This window comes from Rhizobium sp. GN54, assembly GCF_021026345.1.
Classification (GTDB): domain Bacteria; phylum Pseudomonadota; class Alphaproteobacteria; order Rhizobiales; family Rhizobiaceae; genus Mycoplana.
The window spans coordinates 288,605-312,718 of record NZ_JAJNCZ010000004.1; the positions used below are offsets into that span (position 1 = coordinate 288,605).

The 24,114-nt window shown below is 66.1% G+C and carries 15 protein-coding genes; 2 read left to right on the forward strand and 13 right to left on the reverse strand.

What is annotated here, in order from left to right:
• Window positions 1-39: 39 nt before the first annotated feature.
• The 12 genes from LQK81_RS13430 to LQK81_RS13485 all read right to left on the reverse strand — a co-directional run bounded on the left by LQK81_RS13430 (window position 40) and on the right by LQK81_RS13485 (window position 20,333).
• On the reverse strand, window positions 40-1,668 hold the full coding sequence (locus tag LQK81_RS13430; protein ID WP_230806868.1) for an alpha-D-glucose phosphate-specific phosphoglucomutase: 1,629 nt from the start codon (window positions 1,666-1,668) through the stop codon (window positions 40-42).
• A gap of 3 nt (window positions 1,669-1,671) precedes the next feature.
• Window positions 1,672-3,111 carry a glycogen synthase GlgA gene (gene glgA, locus LQK81_RS13435; RefSeq protein ID WP_230806869.1) on the reverse strand — a complete coding sequence of 480 codons (1,440 nt, stop codon included), beginning with the start codon at window positions 3,109-3,111 and terminating at the stop codon, window positions 1,672-1,674.
• Window positions 3,112-3,114: 3 nt separating this feature from the next.
• Window positions 3,115-4,377: a glucose-1-phosphate adenylyltransferase gene (gene glgC / locus LQK81_RS13440; protein ID WP_230806870.1), complete on the reverse strand. Its 1,263-nt coding sequence runs from the start codon at window positions 4,375-4,377 to the stop codon at window positions 3,115-3,117.
• A 22-nt stretch (window positions 4,378-4,399) separates the two neighbouring features.
• Window positions 4,400-6,604 (reverse strand): 1,4-alpha-glucan branching protein GlgB, encoded by a 2,205-nt coding sequence (gene glgB / locus LQK81_RS13445; RefSeq protein WP_230806871.1) that lies wholly within the window; start codon window positions 6,602-6,604, stop codon window positions 4,400-4,402.
• A complete protein-coding gene (locus LQK81_RS13450) occupies window positions 6,604-9,063 on the reverse strand; it encodes a glycogen/starch/alpha-glucan phosphorylase (protein WP_230807133.1) in 2,460 nt (819 codons plus the stop codon). Before LQK81_RS13450 ends, glgB begins: the two co-directional genes overlap by 1 nt.
• A gap of 210 nt (window positions 9,064-9,273) precedes the next feature.
• Window positions 9,274-10,479 carry a vWA domain-containing protein gene (locus LQK81_RS13455; protein ID WP_230806872.1) on the reverse strand — a complete coding sequence of 402 codons (1,206 nt, stop codon included), beginning with the start codon at window positions 10,477-10,479 and terminating at the stop codon, window positions 9,274-9,276.
• Between the two features lie 259 nt (window positions 10,480-10,738).
• Window positions 10,739-11,626 carry a transglutaminase family protein gene (locus LQK81_RS13460; RefSeq protein ID WP_230806873.1) on the reverse strand — a complete coding sequence of 296 codons (888 nt, stop codon included), beginning with the start codon at window positions 11,624-11,626 and terminating at the stop codon, window positions 10,739-10,741.
• Window positions 11,627-11,637: 11 nt separating this feature from the next.
• Entirely contained in the window at window positions 11,638-14,019 is a 2,382-nt protein-coding gene (locus tag LQK81_RS13465) for a circularly permuted type 2 ATP-grasp protein (protein WP_442967138.1), read from the reverse strand.
• A gap of 33 nt (window positions 14,020-14,052) precedes the next feature.
• Window positions 14,053-17,367 (reverse strand): transglutaminase family protein, encoded by a 3,315-nt coding sequence (locus LQK81_RS13470; protein WP_230806874.1) that lies wholly within the window; start codon window positions 17,365-17,367, stop codon window positions 14,053-14,055.
• 121 nt (window positions 17,368-17,488) lie between these two features.
• Window positions 17,489-18,523, reverse strand: coding sequence for an aldo/keto reductase (locus tag LQK81_RS13475; RefSeq protein WP_230806875.1), 1,035 nt, complete (start codon window positions 18,521-18,523; stop codon window positions 17,489-17,491).
• A 206-nt stretch (window positions 18,524-18,729) separates the two neighbouring features.
• The gene (locus LQK81_RS13480) at window positions 18,730-19,494 is read right to left on the reverse strand and encodes a VOC family protein (protein WP_230806876.1); all 765 of its coding nucleotides are present in this window, start codon (window positions 19,492-19,494) and stop codon (window positions 18,730-18,732) included.
• Window positions 19,495-19,598: 104 nt separating this feature from the next.
• Window positions 19,599-20,333, reverse strand: coding sequence for a DUF899 domain-containing protein (locus tag LQK81_RS13485; RefSeq protein WP_230806877.1), 735 nt, complete (start codon window positions 20,331-20,333; stop codon window positions 19,599-19,601).
• 262 nt (window positions 20,334-20,595) lie between these two features.
• On the opposite strand from LQK81_RS13485, the gene LQK81_RS13490 reads away from it, so the two are divergent.
• The gene (locus tag LQK81_RS13490) at window positions 20,596-20,895 is read left to right on the forward strand and encodes a lysozyme inhibitor LprI family protein (RefSeq protein ID WP_230807135.1); all 300 of its coding nucleotides are present in this window, start codon (window positions 20,596-20,598) and stop codon (window positions 20,893-20,895) included.
• A 93-nt stretch (window positions 20,896-20,988) separates the two neighbouring features.
• Here LQK81_RS13490 and ilvD read toward each other — a convergent pair whose 3' ends face one another.
• On the reverse strand, window positions 20,989-22,824 hold the full coding sequence (ilvD, locus tag LQK81_RS13495; RefSeq protein WP_230806878.1) for a dihydroxy-acid dehydratase: 1,836 nt from the start codon (window positions 22,822-22,824) through the stop codon (window positions 20,989-20,991).
• Between the two features lie 239 nt (window positions 22,825-23,063).
• Between ilvD and LQK81_RS13500 the strand changes: the two genes are divergently transcribed.
• Window positions 23,064-24,092, forward strand: coding sequence for a GntR family transcriptional regulator (locus LQK81_RS13500; protein ID WP_230806879.1), 1,029 nt, complete (start codon window positions 23,064-23,066; stop codon window positions 24,090-24,092).
• Window positions 24,093-24,114: the final 22 nt, after the last annotated feature.

The window sequence follows — 24,114 nt, forward strand, 5'->3', positions numbered from 1 at the left end:
CCGGAAGAGGGCCGTGGCCGCGCGGGCCACGGCGTGCGATCAGGTGATCACGCTGGGCGCGTCGCGGCCGGTGCGGGACTTGATGCCGGCGATTTCGTCGGCGATCGTGATGAGATCGGCAAGCGCCGTCTGGGTCTCGATGTCGTGGCGGGCGGCATCCGGCTCGAAGCGCTCGATATAGACGCGCAGCGTCGCGCCTGAGGTGCCGGTGCCGGAGAGGCGGAAGACGATGCGCGAGCCGCCGGAAAAGAGGATGCGCACGCCCTGGTGCTCGCTGACCGACTTGTCGATCGGGTCGTGATAGGCGAAGTCGTCCGCCGTCTCGACCGTCAGGCCGCCGAAGCTCTTGCCGGGCAGGTCCGCGAGCTTTGCGCGCAGGTCGGCCATCAGTCCGTTGGCGGCCGCCGAATCCACTTCCTCGTAGTCGTGGCGGGAATAGTAGTTGCGGCCGTAGGTCGCCCAGTGCTCCCGCACGATGTCGATGACGCTTTCCTTGCGTACGGCGAGCACGTTGAGCCAGAGCAGCACCGCCCAGAGCCCGTCCTTCTCGCGCACGTGGTTGGAGCCGGTGCCCGCACTTTCCTCGCCGCAGATCGTCACCCTGCCGGCATCGAGCAGGTTGCCGAAGAACTTCCAGCCCGTCGGCGTCTCGTACATGCCGATGCCGAGCTTTTCGGCGACGCGGTCGGCGGCCCCGCTCGTCGGCATCGAACGGGCGATGCCGGAAAGCCCCTTGGCGTAACCGGGCGCCAGGTGCGCATTGGCTGCGAGCATGGCGAGACTGTCGGAGGGGGTGACAAAGATGCCACGGCCGATGACGAGGTTGCGGTCGCCGTCGCCGTCGGAGGCGGCCCCGAAATCAGGCGCGTCGTCCGCCATCATCGTCTCGTAGAGGGCGCGCGCGTGGACGAGGTTGGGATCCGGGTGGTGGCCGCCGAAATCGGGCAGCGGCATGAAGTTCAGCACCGAGCCCTTGGGCGCGCCGAGGCGGTTCTCGATGATCTCCTTCGCATACGGCCCGGTGACGGCGCTCATGGCGTCGAACACGACGCGGAAACCGCCGTCGAACATCTTGCGGATGGCGGCGAAGTCGAAGAGCTGCTCCATCAGTTCGGCATAGTCCGCGACCGGGTCGATGACCGTCACGGTCATGCCCTCGACTGTCTGTGTGCCTTCGAGGTCGAGATTGACGTCGGCGGCATCGGCGATCTTGTAGCTGTCGATCGCCTTGGTGCGGGCGAAGATCGCGTCGGTGATCTTCTCCGGCGCCGGGCCGCCATTGCCGATGTTGTACTTGATGCCGAAGTCCTCGGTCGGTCCGCCGGGGTTGTGGCTCGCAGACAGGATGATGCCACCGAAAGCCTTGTGCTTGCGGATGACGTTGGAGGCGGCCGGCGTCGACAGGATGCCGCCGCGGCCGACGAGAACCTGGCCGAAACCGTTCGCTGCCGCCATCTTGATCGCGATCTGGATGACTTCGCGGTTGTAGTAGCGGCCGTCGCCGCCGATCACGAGCGTCTGGCCGGCAAAACCCTCCAGCGAATCGAAGATCGACTGAATGAAGTTCTCCGCATAGTTCTGCTGCTGGAAGACGGGAACCTTCTTTCGAAGGCCCGAGGTCCCGGGCTTCTGGTCGCTGTAGGGCGTGGTGGATACGGTCTTGATCATCACTTAGACTCTCGCAAGGAGGCTGGAATAGAGTTGGCTGTAGCGCTCTGCGCTTCGTTCCCAGGAAACGTCGCACTTCATGCCCTGGTTCTGCAACCGGGCCCAGACCTTAGGTTCTGCAAATGCGGTGAAAGCACGGCGGAGCGCCTGTCGAAATCCGTCCGCGGTGATGGGGGCGAACTGGAAGCCGGTGGCGACGCGGGCGGTGAGCGCGGCCTCGTTGGCGTCGATCACGGTATCGGCAAGGCCGCCGGTGCGGGCGACGATCGGCACGCAGCCGTAGCGCAGGCCGTAGAGCTGGGTCAGGCCGCAGGGCTCGAAGCGCGAGGGGATCAGGATCGCATCGGCGCCGGCCTGCATCAGGTGCGACAGCGGTTCGTTGTAGCCGATGACGACGCCGATGCGGCCGGGATGGCGCGCGGCCGCAGAAAGCAGCGCACCTTCGAGGGCGGCATCGCCCGCACCCAGGACGGCAAGCCTGCCGCCTTCCGAAACGATCCAGTCGGCGACTTCGGCGATCAGGTCGATGCCCTTCTGCCAGGTCAGCCGCGACACGACGCAGAACAGCGGACCGGTCCCGTCGTCGAGGCCGAAGCGCTCCATCAGCGCCTTCCTGTTCTCGCCGCGCTGGCGCAGCGAGCCGACGCCGTAGCGGGCGGCGATGTGCGGATCGGTGGCTGGGTCCCAGACCGTGGTGTCGATCCCGTTGACGATGCCCATGAGTTGGTGGGCGCGGGCGTTGATCAGCCCGTCGAGCCCCATGCCGAAGTCCGGCGTGGTGATCTCCTGCGCATAGGTCGGGCTGACGGTGGTCACTTCCCAGGCCGTGCGCAGGCCGCCCTTGAGGAAGCTGACGTGGCCGTAATATTCCAGCCCTTCGACGCTGAAAGCGTCCTGCGGCAGGCCGAGCCCGGGGAAGATCTCCGGGCCGAACTGGCCCTGGAAGGCGATGTTGTGGACGGTGATGATGTTCGGTACCTGCTCCAGGCCGGTATAGCGCATGTAGACCGGCGTCATCGCCGCCTGCCAGTCATGGGCATGGACGATATCGGGCCGCCAGTCCGGCAGAAGGCCGCGGGCGATCTCGCAGGCTGCGTGCGAGAGGGCGGCGAAGCGCTTCCAGTTGTCGGGATAGTCCAGGCCCGTCACGTCCAGGTAGGGTCCGCCGCTGCGGTCGAAATAGGCGGGTGCGTCGAGAATCAGCAGGTCCAGCCCGGCCTGCTGCGCGGCGAGGATCCGCATCTCGTCGCCGAAGGTGCTGGTCATCGAGGCGATCCTGTGGGGTCGCGTCAGTTGCTGCATGACCGCCGGATAGCCGGGCAGGAGGGTGCGCATCCGCACCCCCTGGCCCTCGAGCGCGAGCGGAAGCGCGCCCGCCACGTCGGCAAGCCCGCCGGTCTTGATCAGCGGGAACACTTCCGATGCGACGGACAGGACATTCATGGCCTAGAGGTCCAGCTTGTCGATCATCGCCTGGGTGATCAGGCAGATGCCGTTTTCGGACCGGCGGAACCGCTTCGCGTCGAGATCCGGGTCCTCGCCGACGATCAGCCCTTCCGGGATGACGACGCCGCGGTCGATGACGACGTTGCGCAGTTGCGCATGGCGGCCGACCGTGACGTTCGGCAGGACGACCGCACCCTCGAGGCGGGAATAGGAGTTCGCCCGGACGCCGGTGAAGAGCAGGCTGCGGTGCAGGGCGGAGCCGGAGATGATGCAGTCGCCGGACACCAGAGAGGAGATCGCCGATCCGCGGCGGTCCTCGTCGTCATGGACGAACTTGGCGGGGGGCTTGATCTCCGCGAAGGTCCAGATCGGCCAGGTGCTGTCGTAGATGTCGAGTTCGGGGGTGATGTCGGTCAGGTCGATATTGGCCTGCCAATAGGCGTCGACGGTGCCGACGTCGCGCCAGTAGGCCTCGCGCTCGAAGTCGGAGCGGACGCAGGAGGAGGTGAAGCGGTGGGCGACGGCCTTACCGTGTTCGACGATGTAGGGGATGATGTCCTTGCCGAAGTCGCGCGAGGAGTTCTCGTCGGCGGCGTCGCGGCGCAAGAGGTCCATCAGGAACTTCGTGTGGAAGACGTAGATGCCCATCGAGGCCAGCGCCATCTCCGGATTGCCGGGGATGCCCGGCGGATCGACGGGCTTCTCCACGAAGGCGATGATCTCGTCCTTCTCGTTGACGTGCATGACGCCGAAGCCGGTGGCTTCCATGCGCGGCACCTCCAGGCAGCCGATCGTCACCTGGGCGCCGGAATCGACGTGCTGCTGCAGCATCAGTTCGTAGTCCATCTTGTAGACATGGTCGCCGGCGAGAATGACCATGTACTCGACGCCGTAGTCCTCGATGATGTCGATGTTCTGGTAGACCGCGTCGGCGGTGCCCTCGTACCATTGCGTCTCGGAGACGCGCTGGCTGGCGGGCAGGATGTCGAAGCTCTCGTTGCGCTCCGGCCGGAAGAAGTTCCAGCCGCGCTGCAGGTGGCGGATCAGCGAATGGGCCTTGTACTGGGTGGCGACGCCGATGCGGCGGATGCCGGAATTGAGCGCATTCGAAAGCGCGAAATCGATGATGCGGGCCTTTCCGCCGAAATAGACCGCCGGCTTGGCGCGGCGGTCGGTCAATTCCTTCAGGCGGCTCCCCCTTCCGCCTGCCAGAACATAGGCCATCGCGTCACGCGCAAGTGGCTGATTGCGTTTCTGCTCCATCGTGTCCTCCCCGACCACTATCTCATGCATCCTGTTCCAGCAGCAGCGTCGCCAGCGGCGGCAATGTTATCACGGCCGAAACGCTCCCGTTCTTGTCTCTCTGTGCCTGCACGGCCCCGCCATTGCCCTTTCCGGAGCCGCCATAGATCTCGGCGTCGGTGTTCAGGATCTCCTTCCAGCGCCCCTCGACGGGAAGCGGGATGCGGTAGCCTTCACGATAGACGGGCGTGAAGTTGGTGACGACGGCGATCGTCTTTTCGCCCGGGGCCTTGCGCAGCCAGGCGAAGACGGAATTGTCCCGGTCGTCGGCGAGCAGCCATTCGAAGCCCTCGCCCTCGCAGTCGCGCCCGTGCAGGGCGACCTTGCGCCTGTAGGTGCCGTTCAGGTCGCGCACCAGCCGGCGCATGCCCTCGTGCATGGGATATTCGAGCAGGTTCCAGTCGAGCGCGCGATCCTCGCTCCATTCGCGCCACTGGGCGAATTCCTGGCCCATGAACAGGAGCTTCTTGCCGGGATAGCCCCACATGAAACCGTAATAGGCGCGCAGGTTGGCGAATTTCTGCCAGTCGTCGCCGGCCATCTTGGCGATCAGCGAGCCCTTGCCGTGCACCACCTCGTCGTGGGACAGCGGCAGGACGAAATTCTCGGTGAAGGCGTAGAGCAGGCCGAAGGTCATGTCGTTGTGGTGGAACTTGCGGTGCACGGCCTCGCGCGACATGTATTGCAGCGTGTCGTGCATGAAGCCCATGTTCCACTTGAAGCCGAAGCCGAGCCCGCCCTCGTGAACGGGGTGGGAGACCTTCGGCCAGGAGGTCGATTCCTCGGCGATGGTGATCACGCCCGGCCGGGTGCCGTAGAAGCGCGCATTCATCGTCTGCAGGAAGCGGACGGCTTCGAGGTTTTCGTTGCCGCCATATTCGTTCGGCACCCATTCGCCGTGCTTGCGCGAATAGTCGAGGTAGAGCATCGAGGCGACCGCGTCGACGCGCAGGCCGTCGACATGGAACTTCTCGGCCCAGTAGAGGGCGTTGTTGATCAGGAAGGCGAGGACTTCCTGGCGGCCGAAATTGTAGATCGCCGTGTTCCAGTCGGGGTGGAAGCCCTGGCGCGGGTCCTCGTGCTCATAGAGGGCGGTGCCGTCGAACCAGCGCAGGCCGTGCTCGTCGGTCGGGAAATGGGCGGGCACCCAGTCGAGGATGACGCCGATGCCGACCTTGTGGGCGCCGTTGACGAAACGGGCAAAGCCTTCCGGCTCGCCGAAGCGCGCCGTCGGCGCGTAGAGCCCGGTCGTCTGGTAGCCCCAGGAGGGGTCGAAGGGGTATTCGGAGATCGGCAGGAACTCGATGTGGGTGAAGCCCATCTCGACGCAGTAGGGGATCAGCCGGTCGGCGAGTTCGTCCCAGGAGAGCATCTCGCCGTTGTCGCGCCGCTGCCAGGAGGCGGCGTGTACCTCGTAGATGGAGATCGGCTGCCGGCGCGGATCGATCTTCGACCAGTGGTCGCGGTGGGCCTCGTCCTCCCAGACCTGGTCGATCTCGCCCGTGGTCATCGAGGCGGTGCGCGGGCGCAGTTCCGAACGGCGGGCGAAGGGGTCGGCCTTCAACGGCAGCACTTCGCCGTTCTTGCCGACGATCTCGTACTTGTAGGCGTGGCCGGCGACGACGCCGGGCAGGAAGATCTCCCAGAGGCCGGTATCGGCGCGCCGCCGCATCACATGGCGGCGGCCGTCCCATTCGTTGAAGTCGCCGACGACGGAGACACGCTGCGCGTTCGGCGCCCAGACGGCGAAATGAAAGCCGTCGACGCCCTCGAGCGTCAGCGGGTGCGCGCCCATGCGCTCGAATAGCCTGAGATGCGAGCCCTCGCGGATATAGTAGTCGTCCATCGGGCCGAGGACCGGGCCGAAGGAATAGGGGTCGACGACGATCCACTCGCCGCCCTCGTTGCGGGCGCGGTAGCGGACCGGCTGGAGCTTGCGGACGGAGACCGCGCCGGCGAAGATGCCGGCGGGATCGAGGCAGTCGAGTTCGCCGACCGCCTTTCCGGCGATGGTTTCCGCGGTGACGGCCGTCGCGTGCGGGATGAAGCAGCGCGCCACAAACCCGTCGCCGGCCTGATGGACGCCGAGGACGGCGAAGGGATCCGGATGGCGGCTTCCCAGGATGGCCCCGATGTCGGCATCCGCCAGACCCGTCGATGGTTTCTCCAGCGGGTCCTTCTTCGCCATCAGACGCCCCAGATCTCGGTTGCGTACTGGCGGATGGTGCGGTCGGACGAGAACCAGCCCATGCGGGCGGTGTTGTGGATCGCCTTGGTGTTCCACCGGGTCTTGTCGTTCCAGAGCGCATCGACGTCACGCTGGGCCCTGGCATAGGAATCGAAATCGGCCGCGACCATGAACCAGTCGTGGTTGTAGAGGCCGTCGATCAGGCCGGCGAAGCGGCTGCGGTCGTCGGGAGAGAAGACGCCGGAGGAGATGGCGGAGAGTGCCTGGGAAAGCTCGGGCGAACCCTCGATGATGGCGCGGGGATCGTGGCCCTCGGCGCGCACGCGCGCCACTTCGTCGGCCGTCATGCCGAAGATGATGATGTTGTCCTCGCCGACATGGTCGCGCATCTCGACATTGGCGCCGTCCAGCGTGCCGATGGTGAGCGCCCCGTTCAGGGCGAATTTCATGTTGCCGGTGCCCGACGCTTCCATGCCGGCCGTTGAGATCTGCTCCGAGAGGTCGGCGGCGGGAACCATGATCTCGGCAAGCGAGACGTTGTAGTTCGGCACGAAGACCACCTTCAGCAGGCCGCGCACCGCCGGGTCGTTGTTGATGACGCGGGCGACGTCGTTTGCGAGCTTTATGATCAGCTTGGCATTGTGGTAGCTCGGTGCCGCCTTGCCGGCGAACAGCTTGACGCGCGGCACCCAGTCGAGTTCCGGCCGCGAGCGGATCTGGTCGTAGAGCGCCACCGCCTCGACGATGTTGAGAAGCTGGCGCTTGTATTCGTGGATGCGCTTGATCTGGATGTCGAACATCGCGTCGGGATCGATGCGCACGCCGATGCGGGCCTGCACCAGGTTTGCGAGCCTGAGCTTGTTTTCGCGCTTGATCGCGGCAAAGCGCGTCTGGAAGGCGCTGTCGTCGGCAAAGGCGTCGAGCGCCTTCAGCTTCTCGGCATCGTCCTCGAACTCCGGCCCGATCGCCTCGCGGATCAGGTTGAACAGGCCGGGATTGCACTGCATCAGCCAGCGGCGCGGGGTGATGCCGTTGGTCTTGTTGTTGATGCGGGCGGGATAGAGGCGATGGAGATCGGCAAAGACCGTCTCCTTCATCAGCTCGGTGTGGAGTGCGGAGACGCCGTTGACCGAGTGCGAGCCGACAAAGGCGAGGTTGCCCATGCGCACGCGCCGCTCGCCGCCTTCCTCGATCAGCGAGATGTTGCGGATCTGCTGGTCGTCGTAGCCGTGCTCCTTGCGTGCCTCCAGGAGGATCTTGGCGTTGATCGCATAGACGATCTGCATGTGCCGCGGCAGCAGGCGCTCGAACAGCGGCACCGGCCAGGTCTCCAGAGCCTCGGGCAGGAGCGTGTGGTTCGTATAGGCGAACGTGTCGCGGGCGATGTTCCAGGCGGCATCGAAATCCAGCCCGTGGACGTCGGTCAAAAGGCGCACCAGTTCGGCGACGGAAACGGCAGGATGCGTGTCGTTCAGATGAATCGCGACGGCATCGGGCAGGGAGGTGAAATCCGGATACTGCTGCAGATGGCGGCGGAGGATGTCCTGCAGCGAGGCGGAGGAGAAGAAGAACTCCTGGCGCAGCCGCAGTTCCTGGCCGGCCGGGGTGGCGTCGGCCGGATAGAGGACGCGGGTGAGGCTTTCGGCCTTGTTGCTCTCCCGCAGTGCGCCGATATGGTCGCCGGCGTTGAAGGCGTCCAGCAGGAGCGGGTCGATCGGATAGGCGGACCACAGGCGCAGCGTATTGACCCGCTTCGCCCGCCAGCCGACCGCCGGCGTGTCGTAGGCGGTGGCAATCACCCGCTCCGCCGGCTTCCAGACGATGCGCTGCCGGCCTTCGCCGAGATCGAGCGTCTCCACGCCGCCGCCGAAGCCGATTTCGTAGGAGCTCTCCCGGCGCTCGAATTCCCAGGGGTTCCCGTGCGCCAGCCAGGTCTCCGGCAGCTCGACCTGCCAGCCGTCGGCGATCTCCTGGCGGAACAGGCCGTGCACGTAGCGGATGCCATAGCCATAGGCCGGCACGTCCGTCGTCGCCATGGATTCGATGAAACAGGCCGCAAGCCGGCCGAGGCCGCCATTGCCGAGCGCTGCGTCGGGCTCGAGTTCCGCGATGATGTCGGTGTCGACGCCGAGCGACGTCAGCGCCTCGCGCATCTCGTCCATGATGCCGATATTGGTCATGGCGTCGCGCATCATGCGGCCGATCAGGAATTCCAGCGACAGATAGTAGACGCGCTTGGAGCCGGTGGCGTAGGTGCGCCGGGTCGAATCCATCCACTTGTCGGTGATGCGGTCGCGCGCCACCAGGATCGCGGCGGTCAGCCAGTCATGCGGCTTTGCGACCTTGGGATCCTTGCCGATACGGTATTTGAGGCGTTCGAGCAGTTCGGTCGCCAGTTGCGACGGTTCCGTCGATCGGAGTGCGGGAGCTGGAATTTCGCTGGAGGAGACCCTGTTCATCATGAGCGATCACGAACCCCTTCGCTGTATTCCGATGCTATCGAGGCACGGCCTCTCGGGGCAATTTTGCATCTATCCGAAGCGCTTGCAATACGGCCCGGCAAGAAAGGAGCCATGCAGCTGGCGCAGGGCGGATGCCTTCAGAATGGACAAAGCCCGCCAACGCGCAGGGCGGCAGCGGGCTTGCGGTTTTGTCGGATTTGCCGCGGCTCAGTGGGTCAGGCGGGCGACGGCCGCGACGGCCTTCTCGCCGATCGCCTTGAACGCAGCCACCAGCTGGGTCATGTCGTCCGCTTCGAAATAGTTGGCCTGCGTGGTGGCGCAATACTTCAGAAGCGTCTGGCCGCGGGTCGGCGCCATGAAGGCCACCGTGAAGACCTCGACCTTGGCGGTGCGCGCCTTGTCGCAGGAGGCCTTCGTCTCGGTATCGGACTTCCTGCCGTTCGCATCGGTCGATTTGCCGTCATAGGCCGTGTTCTCGCCGTCCGTCATGAAGATGATGTACTTGGTCGGAACCTGGCCGTTCTTGTCCTTGTGCGCCGGGTTCTCGGTCTCGTCGGAGGCGTCCGCCGGCACCAGCTTGTCCAGCGCCTTGGCGAACGCGGCGTGCGAATCCGTGCCGCCGGTGGGCTCGGTCGGCAGCGCGTTGACGTAGGCCGAGGCGCCTGCCGTCCCCCACGCCAGCTGGGTCTCCGGCTGCATCCGGTCGTTGTAGGACACAGCAGCGGTGCGGACGAGTTCCATCTCGGGATCGGCCGTGTTCAACTGCGTCGTCAGGTTGGCGACGGCCGACTTGAGCGCGGCGATCTTGCGGACGTAGCAAGGCGTTTCTGCGGTGACTTCGGGTTTCTGCCAGTTCTTTTCCGTCCAGTTCTTGCACGGCACTTTCCTGCTGGCGATGTCGTCCGTCTTGAACGACATCGAACCGGACCGGTCGAGCACGAGGAACATGGAGAGCGCGCTCTTCGATTCCGTGGCGCTTTCCGCCGTCGTGCTGGCGCTGATGGTCGTCTTGTCCTTGACCAGAAGGCGGGTCAGCGGGTTCAGCGGCATCTCGTAATTGGCCGAGACGTTGATGACCCAGGACTTCCCGGTCCCGACCGTGGAGGTCTCGTCGATCTGGACCAGGCTGGAGGCATAGGCGTTGGTCTCCTCCTCCTGCTGGCCGCCGGTGTCGGCGCTGTCGGGGTCGCCGGGCGAGGCGCCGCCGCTCTGCATCTGGGTCTTGATGAACTCCAGTGCGAGGAGCTTCGCATCCTCGATGCTCATGTTGTCGTTTGCGAGTGCGGATGCGGCTGCGAGCGCCGCCGAATCGGAGGCGTCCTGCAGCCGGTTCTTGGTCATCATCATCTTGGTCAGGTCGATGGAAATACCGCCGGCGCCCAGCAGCACCGGCAGCAGCAATGCGGTCATCATGCCGAAATTTCCAAGACGGTCCTTTAGAAGGCGGGAAAGGACACCCTGTTTTTCCGTTGCCGATTTCATTTTGCGCCACCCCATCGTCATAATGTTGGGCGGACATTAGCGATGATAAATGAGCAGCCGGTTTCCGCGATCGCTAAAATACGATCGAACCCGCAGAAAGCCCCTGAAAGCAGGTGTTTAAGGCCGGGACGGGCTGTCTCCAATCGGGACTCGCTGCCCCGGCTTGCGACACCGGCAGGTGTCCCGTCTCCTAGGCGGTCTGGCGCACCGGCACGACGTCCACGGCCTGTTTCGTCTGCTGCTGGCCGTAGCTCTTGACGATGCCGATCACCGGCGCCACGTCGGCGTAGTCGCGTCCGTAGCCGACGACGATGTGGTCGGTTCCGGCCTGCATGTTGTTGGTCGGGTCCAGCTCGACCCAGCCGTTGGTCGGGCCGCACCAGAGCCTGACCCAGGCGTGCATGGCGTCCGCCCCTTCCAGCCGCTCCTTGCCAGGGGGAGGAATGGTGCGCAGGAAGCCGCTGACATAGCCGGCCGGAATGCCGAGGCTGCGGAGCGCCACGATCATGACGTGGACGAAGTCCTGGCAGACCCCCCGCTTCAGCCGGAAGGCCTCCAGGGGGGGGGTGTCCACGGTCGTGGCTTCGACGTCGTAGGTGAAATCCTTGTGGATGCGCGCGCACAGGGAGGAGGCGACCTCGCGCACGGTCATGCCCGCCGCTGCGACCGACCGGGCGTAGTCGGAGATTTCCGGACAATCGGGCAGGCGCGGGCTGTGGCCGGTGAAATGGTGCGGCGAGGCGGGGGCGAGCGACCAGCAGGCAGCGATCGCGCGCGAAAGCTCGCCGATCGGCGGAGAGAAATCGGGCTGGGCGTTGGCCGCGTCGACCTGCACCCGCGCCTGCATGTCGATCTCGAGCCGGTCGTGGGCGTTGCGGAAGAGGATCAGCGCCGCCTGGTTCTCGAAGAAATCGATCACGCCGGTGCGTTCGGCCGGCTGGGGCCTGATGCCGACCGATCCGGCGATCAGGCGCTGCCGGCCCGCAATCGAGCGCGGCAGGACGCGCACCATGTGGCGGCCGCCCGATACGGGGAAGTCGTAGTCGTACTCGATGCGCAGGTTGATGTCATAGAGCATGGGGACCCGTCTCAGCTCAGATAGGTCTCGCCGAGAATGTCGGAGAGCTTTTCCAGTTCGGTCTCGAAGTGCCGGTAGGCCTCCGGCGTCATCCCCTCCGGCGTCATCACCGCAAGGCCGGCATGCAGCCGCATCGCCTCGCGGTAGAAAGGCGACATCTGGCCGTTCGAATAGGCGTTCGGCAGTTGCTCGATCTCGGTCTTGATTTCGTTCAACTGGTAGAGCACCGAGCGCGGATTGAGCGGGTCGAGCGCCAGGAGGTCGGTGACGGTCAGCCTGGCGGTCGCGACGTTGTAGCGGCGGCGATGGGTCATCACGCTGTCGCCGATCTCCAGCAGCATGTCGAGCGCGCCGTCGGGCGCGTCCTCGCCGGAGAGATGGCGCAAAAGCCGCGTCATGTGCAGGCCGCGCTCCAGGTAGCGGCCGATCGACAGGAAGCGCCAGCCGGTGAAGCGGTACATGTTCTCGTGAACGAGGCCGGCGAAGCCCGCGAGCTTGCGCAGGAGCACGGTCATGGCGCGGGTGGCGTCGTCTCCGGGCTGGATCGAATCGTGGAAGCGGCGCGCGGTCTTGGCGAGGTCCGCCAGCGCCAGCCAGCCGTCCGGGGAGAAACGGTCGCGGATGTTGCTGGCGGAGAAGACGGCGCTGTCGATGCTGGCGAGCAGGCTGGTGGGCACCGGCTCGGCGGTGTCGATGTCGAGTTGCTTCAGGTAGTCGGAGACGTCTTTCAGGAGCGGCTGGTCCGGGTCGGCATATTCGGCGAAGCGGCCGTGCCAGGCGCGCAGGATGCGCAGCGCCCCTTCGGCCCGCTCGATATAGCGGCCGAGCCAGAAGAGGTTGTCGGCGGCCCGGCTCGGCAGGCTGCCGGGCAGGTTGCGGGCGAAGCTCTCGTCGGCGGGCAGAAGCGAGGTGCGGTCGACCGGCCGGTCGCTGACGATCCAGACGTCGGCGGCGGAGCCGCCCTCCTGCATGGTGATCGCCGAAACGTCGCTGCCGGAAGAGATGCGGGCGAAGCCGCCGGGCATGATCTGCCAGCCGTCCCGGGTGCGGGCGGCGAAGACGCGCAGGCTCATCGGCCGCGGCACGAGCCTGCCGTCGACATAGGCCGGCGTCGTCGACAGCGTGACGGCCTCCTGGCCGACGAGGCGGGCGCCGTCCCCCGCGAGCCAGTCGGCGACCGGCAGGGTCGCGTTCTTGCACAGGGTCGAGCCGAGCACGGAGCGGCCGTTGTCGTCGAAGAAGGGCCGCGTCGAATAGGCCGGGCCGATCACCATGTTCTCGATGTTGGCGGCGACATGGTCGCGCTCGGCCTGCTGGCCGCACCACCAGGTGGCGATGCTCGGCAGTAGCAGGTCCTCGCCGGTCAGGTGCCGGCTGATCGTCGGCATGAAGGCGAGCAGCGCGCGGGTCTCGAGAATGCCGGTGCCCAGCGCGTTGACGATCCGCACGGATCCCGCCCGCAGCGCCTCGACGATGCCGGGCGTGCCGAGCTGCGACTGGTGGTTCAGCTCCAGCGGATCGGCGAAACTGGCGTCGAGCCGCCGCCAGAGCACGCTGACGTGCTTCAGGCCGGCGACGGTGCGCACCATGACGCGCCCGTTGACCACGGTGAGGTCCTCGCCCTCCAGGAGCATGAAGCCGAGATAGCGGGCAATGTAGGCGTGCTCGAAATAGGTCTCGTTGGCGGGACCGGGCGAGAGGACGGCAATGCGGTCGTCCTCGAACTGGCGGCCGGCCAGCAGCGCGTCGCGAAAGGCGCCGAAGAAGCCGGCGAGCCGGTGCACATGGGTTTCGGCGTAGACGTCGGAGAAGGCGCGGGCGGTGGCGACGCGGTTTTCCAACGCGAAGCCCGCGCCGGAGGGGGCCTCGGTACGATCGGAGAGCACCCACCAGTTTCCGTCCGGCCCGCGGCCGACCTCGAACGAACAGAAATGCAGGAAATGCCCGCCGGCCGGGGGCACGCCCACCACGGGGCGGAGGTATTCCGGATTGGTGCCGATCAGTTGCGCTGGCAGGAGACCTTCCGATACCAGCCGGGCGGGGCCGTAGATGTCGGCCGCGATCATCTCCAGAAGCTCGACGCGCTGGATCAGCCCGCGCGACAGGTTCTCCCACTCGGCCTGATCGATCACGACGGGAATATGGGACAGCGGCCAGGCGCGCTCGCCGCCGGTGTCCTTGCCGTAGGCGCGGTAGAACACGCCGGCATCGCGGAGATAGCGGTCGGCGCGGGCGAAGCGGTTGGCAAGCTCCGTCTCGTCCATCCGGCCGAGCGCGGACAGAAGCTTCTGCCACGCCGGACGGATCGAACCGTCGGGCGAGACCATCTCGTCGGCAATGCCCGGCAAGGGCGCATAGGTCATGAGCCCCTCCAGCAGCGGGTTCCCCGCGATACGCTCCGCTTCGGCCGCCTTCGATGTCAAGTCCTACACTCCTGGCGGGCGCCGAAGATCGAGCGTCAGCGGGAATTCCCGCGCGATCGTCTCCTCGTGCACCCCGTAGCTGCCCGGGTTGTGTCCCCAGGGTTCGAAGCGGGCCAGCCGTCTGGCTTCCGCCTCGTTTCCGTTCACAGGGAAGGTGTCATAGTTTCGTCCGCCGGGATGGGCAACGTGGTAAATGCAACCGCCCACCGCTCGGCGCGACCATGTATCATAAATGTCGAAGGTCAGCGGCGTGTTGACGGGCAGGGCCGGGTGCAGGCCGGAGGAGGGCTGCCACGCCTTGTAGCGGACGCCCGCGACGGCGACGCCGCTTTCCCCGGTTGCTTTAAGCGGCAGGCGCCTGCGGTTGCAGGTGACGACATAGCGCTCCGGGTTCGCGGTCTGCAGCTTCACCTGCAGCCGCTCCACCGAGCTGTCGACGTAGCGAACGGTGCCGCCGATCGCGCCCTGCTCGCCCATCACGTGCCAGGGCTCGAGCGCCTGGCGCAGTTCCAGCCTCGCGCCCTCGTACTCGACCTCGCCGCAGAAGGGGAAGCGGAATTCCAGCTGCGCCTCGAACCACTCCGGACGCATGTCGAAGCCGTTTTCGCGCAGATCCGCCAGCACTTCGAGGAAATCCTGCCAGACATGGGTCGGCAGCATGAAGCGGTCGTGCAGCGTCGTGCCCCAGCGCACGAAGGAGCCTGCGGCGGGCTTCAGCCAGAAGCGCGCGATCAGGGCGCGGATCAGGAGCTGCTGGGCGAGGCTCATGCGCGCATTCGGCGGCATTTCGAAGCCGCGGAACTCGACGAGGCCGAGCCGGCCGGTCGGGCCGTCGGGCGAGAACAGCTTGTCGATGCAGATCTCGGAGCGGTGGGTGTTGCCGGTGACGTCGACGAGCAGGTTGCGGAACAGCCGGTCGACCAGCCAGGGCAGCGGCGGCGTGCCCTCGCCGGGAGCCGGCACCTGCGACAGCGCGATCTCGAGTTCGTAGAGGCCGTCGTGGCGGGCCTCGTCGATGCGCGGCGCCTGGCTCGTCGGGCCGATGAAGAGGCCGGAGAAGAGGTAGGAGAGCGAGGGGTGGCGCTGCCAGTGCAGCACCAGGCTCTTCAAGAGGTCCGGCCGGCGCAGGAAGGGGCTGTCGTTCGGATTCTTGCCGCCGACGACCACGTGGTTGCCGCCGCCGGTGCCCGTGTGGCGGCCGTCGATCATGAACTTGTCGGCGCCGAGCCGGCTCTCGCGCGCCTCCTCGTAGACGGCAGTGGTGATGTCGACGCAATCCCCCCAACTGTAGGCGGGATGGATGTTGACCTCGACGACGCCCGGATCGGGGGCGACCCGGATCACGTTCAGCCGCTCGTCGTGCGGCGGTGCGTAGCCCTCGATATGCACGGGAAGGCCGAGGGCGCTCGCCGCGCGCTCGGCGGTGGCGATCAGTTCGAGATATTCCTCGACGCCTTCGGTCGGCGGCATGAAGACGCACAGGCGGCCGTCGCGCGCTTCGACGCTGATCGCCGTTCGCACTTTGCCGACGATGTCGGAGACGACCTGTTCGACCTGCTCCTGCTGGCCCTCCGCGGCGTGGAAGTCCATCGCGATCTGGCGGTGCGGCGCGGCAAATTCCGGCAGTTCGCCGCGCTCGACCGTGGGGTCGACGGGATTGATGTAGGGATAGGACGAGGGGGACAGCCACGGCAGCGAGCCGAGCGGCAGGCGGTAGCCGACCGGGCTGTCGCCGGGGACGAGGAACAGGCGACCGCGGCGGGTCTGCCACTTCTCGCTGATCCATCGCTGGCCGGCGGCGCGCGCGTTCCACGCCTGCACCGGCAGCACGTAGCCGCTCGGCTTCGTCAGGCCGCGCTCGAAGACGCGGGCGATGCGGCTGCGCGCTTCCGGATCCTCCAGCCTGGAATTCGACGGATCGACGTTGTCGGGAAGGTTCGCCTCCTTCAGGAGCCATTCTCCCGGGTCCTCGAAGGCCGGCAGGACCATGTCCGTCTCGATGCCGAGTTCTGCCGCGATCGTCGTCAGCAGGCGTTCGGCGTCGTCGCCGGAGACGGGATGGTCGGCGCCTTCCTCGGCGATCAGGCCGGGATCGGACCAGATCGGCCTGCCGTCGCGGCGCCAGTAGAGCGAGAAGGTCCAGCGCGGCAGGCTCTCGCCGGGGTACCATTTGCCCTGGCCATAATGCAGGAAGCCGCCGGGTGCGAAGCGTTCGCGCAGGCGGCGGATCAGGGTGTCGGCCTTCTCGCGTTTCGTCGGGCCGACGGCGCCGGTGTTCCATTCCTCCGATTCGAAGTCGTCGATCGAGACGAAGGTCGGCTCGCCGCCCATCGTCAGCCGCACGTCGTTCTGCGTCAGCACCCGGTCGACATCCTGTCCGAGCGCGTTCAGCGCCTCCCAGGATTCGTCGGAGAAGGGCTTGGTGATTCGCGGGTGCTCGGCGACGCGGGTGACCTTCATGTCGAAGTCGAAGCTGGTATTCGCCTCGCCGAAATAGCCGCCGGTGATCGGCGCGGCATTGCGGAAGTGCGGCGTCGCGGCCAGCGGGATATGGCTTTCGCCGGTCAGGAGGCCGGAGGTCGGGTCGAGGCCGATCCAGCCGGCGCCGGGCAGGTAGACCTCGCACCAGGCGTGCAGGTCGGTGAAGTCGTGGTCGGTGCCGGAGGGACCGTCCAGCGCCTTCAGGTCGGGCGTCAGTTGGATCAGGTAGCCGGAGACGAAGCGCGCGGCAAAGCCGAGATTGCGCAGGATCTGCACCAGCAGCCAGCTGGAATCGCGGCACGAGCCGCGTGCGGTCAACAGCGTCTCCTCCGGCGTCTGCACGCCGGGTTCCATGCGGATGACGTAGCCTATCTGCTGTTGCAGGTGCGCGTTGAGGCCGACGACCATGTCGACGGTGCGCTGGCGGGTGCGGTCGACAGTGTCGAGAAAGGCCGAAAGCGCGGGCGTCAACGGTTCCGGATCGCGGTAGATGCGCAGGTCTTCGCGCAGGTCTTCCGGATAGTCGAAAGGCCAGTGCTCCGCCTGTTCCTCGACGAAGAAGTCGAACGGATTGTAGACCGTCATGTCGGCGACGAGGTCGACCTCGATCTTGAACTCGCTCACCGGGTCGGGGAAGACGTAGCGGGCGAGATAGTTGCCGTACGGGTCCTGCTGCAGGTTGACGAAGTGGGCCGACGGCGAGACCCGCAGCGTGTGGCTGATGACCTTGGTCTTGGAATGCGCGGCGGGCTTCAGGCGGATGATCTGCGGCCCGAGGCGGACCGGATTGTCGTACCTGTAGTGGGTCAGGTGGTAGATACTGGCCTTGATCGACATAGGCTCGCTTTTCCCCTCGTGACGGTCTTTGCCGTCATCGAGGGGAAGTTTGTGCAATGCGAAGGCGGATTGCAAGCGGCAATGGCCGCAGCGCCTACGTCATTCTGCGCAAGGCCCGGGCTTAGCGGATCGGCGGGTTGAGCCGGGCAAATCCGTCCTGGCGATAGTAGGGGAAGTAAGGGTAGGGGGCGGGCGCGCTGCTCGCCGCGGAAAGCCGCCCGATCTGGTCGTCCGAAAGCGACCAGCCGACGGCGCCGAGGTTCTGGCGAAGCTGCTCCTCGTTGCGCGCGCCGATGATGACGCTGGAGACGGTCGGCCGCGCCAGCAGCCAGGCGATCGCAACCTGCGGCACGGTCTTTCCGGTTTCCTCGGCTATGGCATCCAGCACGTCGACGATGTCGTAGAGACGGGCCTCGTCGACCGGCGGGCCGAAATCCGCTGTCGCATGCAGCCGGCTTTCAGCCGGCAGCGGGGCGCCGCGCCGGATCTTGCCGGTCAGCCGCCCCCATCCGAGCGGACTCCAGACGAGCGCGCCGACGCCCTGGTCGCGGGCAAGCGGCATCAATTCCCACTCGTAATCGCGGCCGACCAGCGAATAATAGACCTGGTGGGCGACGTAGCGTGGATAGCCGTGCTTGTCGGCTGCCGCCAGCGCCTTCATCAGTTGCCAGCCGGCAAAATTGGAGACGCCGACATAGCGCAGCTTGCCGGCATCGACGAGGCTGGAAAGGGTCGCCACAACCTCTTCGACGGGCGTGCCGGCATCGAAGGCATGCAACTGCAGGAGGTCGATGTAGTCGGTGCCGAGCCGTCTCAGCGCCGCATCGACGGCCCGGATGATCCGCGAACGCGACGTTCCGGCATCGTTCGGCCCGTTACCCGTTGGCAGGCCCATCTTGGTGGAGATCAGGGCCTCGTGCCGGCGCCCCTTCAGGGCGGCTCCCAGCACGGTTTCGGAAGCGCCGTTAGAATAGACGTCGGCCGTGTCGAACAGATTGACGCCTGCCTCCAGGCAGATGTCCACCAGTCGACGCGCCTCCGCTTCGTTCGTGTTGCCCCAGGCGCCGAACAGCGGACCCTCGCCGCCGAAGGTGCCGGTTCCGAAGCTCAAGGCCGGCACCATCAGGCCGGATGTCCCCAATCGTCTGTATTCCATAGTCCATCTCCTGTCGTTGCGGCGCAGGACGCCGTTGGCCAGCAAGATGGACGCGAATATTTCCTGCCACTAGCCGACAGGCGGGAACAGTATCTGTGATTTGAATTCACGGATCGGCCGCGGGCGACAATCGCATCGACATTTCCGGTGTGGCCCCGGCGCGGGGATGCGCCGGGAAGCCGTCCAGTCGGACCGGGATCGGTCTGTCACCGCGAGCCGACGAGGGCGAAATGGGCGCCGGTCGGGTCGATGCCCTGGATGATCCAGGCGCCGCCGGGCACTTCCATCGGCCCCATCACCACCTTGCCGCCGGCCGCATCGACGCGCCCGATGGCCTCGTCGATGTTGCCGACGACGAAGTAGAAACCCCAATGCGGCGGGGCCGGCAGGTCGACCGGCTTCGTCATCATGCCGCCCGCCGTCTGGCCGCGGATCTTGAAGAGCTGGTAGGTTCCCATCTCGCCCATGTCGAGGGCCTCGTCCTTTTCCCAGCCGAACATGGACGAATAGAAATTCCAGGCGCCGTCGAGATCGCCGGCCATCAGTTCGTGCCAGCCGACATTGCCGGGCGCCATCTGGTCGCCGGCCGGCTGACCTTCGTCATTGGCGCTGAACAGGCAGAAGGCGGCGCCGTGCGGGTCGCCGACGACGGCGAAGCGGCCGATGCCGGGAATGTCGTCCGGCTGGCGATAGACCTTTCCGCCCTTTGCCATGATTTCCCTGGCGGTCGCATCGACGTCGTCGGCGCAGATGTAACCGATCCAGGCCGGCGGCATGCCCTCGGCCTCTTCCGGCGTCTGCATCAGGCCGGCGATCATGCGATCCCCGGCCGAAAAGGTCGTGTATTTCATGCCCGGAATGCTGGTGTCCTTGGTCGTCCAGCCGACGACGGAATTGTAGAAGGCCTCGGCCGCGTCGGTATCGCCTGTCATCAGCTCGTACCAGACGAACTTTCCTTGGTTGCTGGACATGGGTTCCTCCAGAGTGGTGCAATCGTTGCGAAGTGGATGAGGTCGGGTGCCGTCGACCGCATCCTGCCACCGGCAGTCTGCAGTCGACATGTGCACTTTTTACGTCAGCTGCAGCAGGACTGCGCCTTGGGGGTATCCTCGTATTCGTCCTTGCGCTTGACGAAGCTCAGCGTGCCCGTCTCGTTGCGGCCCTTCGGTGCGCGGTCGAGCGTCATCAGCGTGCCGAGCAGCTCCTCGCCGCCGCGGGAATATTCCGAGTAAGTATGATAGACGGCGCCGTCGTCGTCGCGGAAGAAGGCGCTCATGCCGGGCAGTTCGTCATGGGCATCCTCGGAGGGCGTGTCGCGGTAGTTGTAGAAGACCTTGCCGCGGGCCAGCTCCTCCTTGGTGAAGGAGACGTGGTAGTCGAAATTGAAGTCGCTGCCGAAGGACGAGAACCACGGGAATTTCCAGCCCATCCGCTTCTTGTAGGCTTCGATCTTTTCCAGCGGGGCGCGGGAGACGCAGACGAAGGTGACGTCGTGGTGGTTCAGATGCGGCAGCATGCCGTCGACATGGTCGGCGACGAACGAGCAGCCGGGGCAGCCTGCCTCCCAGTCGGGGCCGAACATGAAGTGATAGACCATCAACTGGCTGCGGCCATCGAAGAGATCGGCCAGCGTCTTCCGTCCGGCCGGCGTGTCGAAGGTGTAGGTCTTGTCCACCCTGACCCACGGCAGCGCCAGCCGCTCTGCGCGCACCTTGTCGCGTAGGCGCGTCTCCTCCTTCTCCATGGTGAGAAGCGCCTGGCGCGCCTTCAGCCATTCCTCGCGGGACACGATTTCATGATGCTGTCTCATGCTCGTAACTCCTCTTTCACGGAACAGTTCGACTGGTTGCGTTGATATCAACGTTTACCGTGCCTGTCAAAGTTGCCGGCGTTCGAGGGCCGGTTACCTCAAGGACGGAGCATGACCGCCCAATCCGACATTCCCTTGTCAAAAAAGGTGCAAGCGATATCTAACGCCGCTCACGAGGAGTTCGACCATGGAAATACTGTCTGCCTATCGCCCCACCCGCGGCATTCTCGCCCCGGTTTTCGCGGCTGCCTGCTTCCTGACCATGGCTCAGCCGGCCGTTGCGGCCAGCTTCGACTGCGAAAGGAGCGACCTCGCCCCCGACGAGAAGGCGATCTGCGACAACCGGGCGCTGAACGATGCGGACGTGCGGATGGTCACGACCTTCGACATCCTGTCGGGCCTCATCGCCATGGGCGCGCGCGGCGAGATGCAGGACCAGCAGACGGCGTGGCTGAAGGAGCGGCAGGCCTGCGGCGCCGACGTCGCTTGCATCCAGTCCGCCTATGACCGGCGCATGCAGCAACTGGACGAGGCCTACAAGAACATCAGCAGGCCGCTCTGACCGCCATCCTCCCGCGCTGCCGGCCGCCTGGCGGAGACGAAAAAGGCTGGCGCAACGGCCAGCCTCTCGTCGTCCCGGATATCGCGTAAAGGCCTATTCCGGCAGGATGCGCACCGCGCCGAGATCGGCGGAGCTTGCAAAGGCGGCATAGGCCTTGAGTGCTGTGGTGACGTTGCGCTTGCGCGGCTGGGCAGGCTTCCAGCCGAGCTTGTCCTGCTCCGCACGGCGGCTTTCCAGCTCGGCCTCGGTGACCACCAGATTGATCGTGCGGTTGGGGATGTCGATCTCGATCGTGTCGCCCTGGCGGACGAGGCCGATCGCGCCGCCGTTGGCCGCTTCCGGCGAGGCGTGGCCGATCGAGAGCCCCGAGGTGCCACCGGAGAAGCGACCGTCGGTGATCAGCGCGCAGGCCTTTCCGAGGCCCTTCGATTTCAGGTAGCTCGTCGGATAGAGCATTTCCTGCATGCCGGGGCCGCCCTTCGGGCCCTCGTAGCGGATGACGACGACGTCGCCGGCCTTGACCTCGCCACCGAGGATGCCCTTTACGGCTGCGTCCTGGCTTTCGAAGACGACGGCCGGGCCGGTAAACTTCAGGATCGATTCATCGACGCCGGCGGTCTTCACGATGCAGCCGTCGAGCGCGATGTTGCCCTTCAGGACCGCAAGGCCGCCGTCCTTCGAGAACGGATGCTCGACGGAGCGGATGACGCCCTTTTCGCCGTCGGTGTCGAGATCGTCCCAGCGCGCTTCCTGGGAGAAGGCGACCTGGGTCGGGATGCCGCCGGGTGCGGCACGGAAGAAGGTGCGGACCGTCTCCGAGGTGGTGCGGGTGATGTCCCAGCGGTCGATGGCGTCGCCCAGCGTCGCGGCGTGCACGGTCGGGCTGTCGCGGTGGATCAGGCCGCCGCGGTCGAGTTCGCCGAGGATGCGCATGATGCCGCCGGCGCGGTGGACGTCTTCCATGTGCACGTCGTTCTTCGCCGGGGCGACCTTCGACAGGCACGGGACCTTCCTGGAAAGCTTGTCGATGTCGTCGAGATTGAAGTCGATCCCGCCCTCGTAGGCGGCGGCCAGGATGTGCAACACCGTATTGGTCGAGCCGCCCATGGCGATATCCAGCGACATGGCGTTCTCGAACGCCCTCTTATTGGCGACGTTGCGCGGCAGCACGCTCTCGTCTTCCTGCTCGTAGTAGCGGCGGGCGAGGTCGACGATCAGGTGGCCGGCCTCGACGAACAGGCGCTTGCGGTCGCCATGGGTGGCGAGCGTCGAGCCGTTGCCGGGCAGAGACAGGCCGAGCGCTTCCGTCAGACAGTTCATCGAGTTGGCGGTGAACATGCCCGAGCAGGAGCCGCAGGTCGGGCAGGCGGAGCGCTCGATGGTCTTGACGTCCTCGTCGGAAATGCTGTCGTCGGCGGCGGCAACCATGGCGTCGACCAGATCCAGCGCGTGCTTCTTGCCGTGCATGACGACCTTGCCGGCCTCCATTGGCCCGCCGGAGACGAAGACTGCGGGGATGTTCAGGCGCATGGCGGCGTTCAGCATGCCGGGCGTGATCTTGTCGCAGTTGGAGATGCAGACCATGGCGTCGGCGCAGTGGGCGTTGACCATGTATTCGACGCTGTCGGCGATGATCTCGCGGCTCGGCAGCGAATAGAGCATGCCGTCATGGCCCATGGCGATGCCGTCGTCGACGGCGATCGTGTTGAATTCCTTGGCGACGCCGCCGGCGGCCTCGATCTCGCGGGCGACGAGCTGGCCGAGGTCCTTCAGGTGCACGTGGCCGGGCACGAACTGTGTGAACGAGTTGACCACGGCGATGATCGGCTTGCCGAAGTCAGCATCCTTCATGCCGGTCGCGCGCCAGAGGCCGCGGGCACCGGCCATGTTGCGGCCGTGGGTGGTGGTTCGGGAGCGATAGGCTGGCATCGACGTATTCCTCAAGGTCCGGTCAGGCATGGCATAGCGGGAAAAAAGTGGGTCGAAAGGCCCCTCCCGCAAGCCGTTGTCCCCGGTTCCCTAGCGCAAATCCCCCGCCGCGTCACGAAATGAATGTCATTTTTCGTGCCGAAACTTGGAATTTCCTGTCGCGCGGACCCGCAGTAATGACCGTTGTCGGCAGGAGGCATTTGTGAGACTGTCCGCCTTCGGAAGGCATGGGAAGGGCGATGGCGAAGGATCAGGCCGGCAGCATAGGGGCCGACAGGACGGAGGCGGCGGAGACGGGGCCGCTCTACCTGCGCATCCGCGATGCGCTCGCCGGGGCCATTGCCGCCGGACGGCTGCCGAAGGGTGCGCTCCTGCTCGAGGGGCACGTGGCCGGCATCTTTTCCTCGACCCGGACGCCGGTGCGCCAGGCGTTTGCGCTGCTGGAAGCCGCCGGCGCGATCCGCCGCTTCGAGGGGCGCGGCTTCATCGTCGGCCCGGGCCGGGAAGCGCCGCGCCGGATCGCCCTGACCGCAGAGATGTTCGGCGACGGCTGCGAGGCGCAGGCGCTGCGCAAGGTGCCGGCCTGGGAGGCGATCTACGAGGCGCTGGAGCGCGAGATGGTGCACCTCTCCGTCTTCGGCCGACATCGCATCAACGAGGTGGAGCTGGCGCGCGCCAAGGGCGTCGGCCGGCAGGTGGCGCGCGATGCGCTGACCCGGCTGGAAAGCCTTGGCATCGTCGAGAAGGACGAGCGCATGCGCTGGACCATCGTGCCGCTCGACGAAACGCGCATGCGCGACCTGCACGACATCCGCGTGGCGCTGGAGCCGGTGGCGCTGAGACAGGCGTTTCCGCTCATGCCGGAGGACGAGCGCGCCGCGATGACGGCGCGGCTGAAACGCGCGCTCGCCGACTATCCCGACCTCTCGCTTGCGGAGATGGACGGAATGGAGACCGACCTGCACATCACCCTCCTCGGTCACTGCCCCAATCGCGAGATCCTGATCGCGCTGCGCCGGGCAAGGTTCATGCTCAACGTCTCGAAACACATCATGGGGGTCTCGCACGAGATGCCGCAGGACGAGCCGTTCATCTCCGAGCATCTGGTGGTGTTTGCCGCGCTGGAAGCGGGGGATGTGGAGGCGGCGGCCGAGGCGCTCCGCCACCACATCGCGATCTCGCTGCCCAAGGTGATCGGGCGCGTCACCGAGTTTCGCGCGGCGCACCGGCCGGAGGTTTCAGTTTATGTCGGCGACATCGGTCATTGAGGCGCCGACACGGTCGATTGCA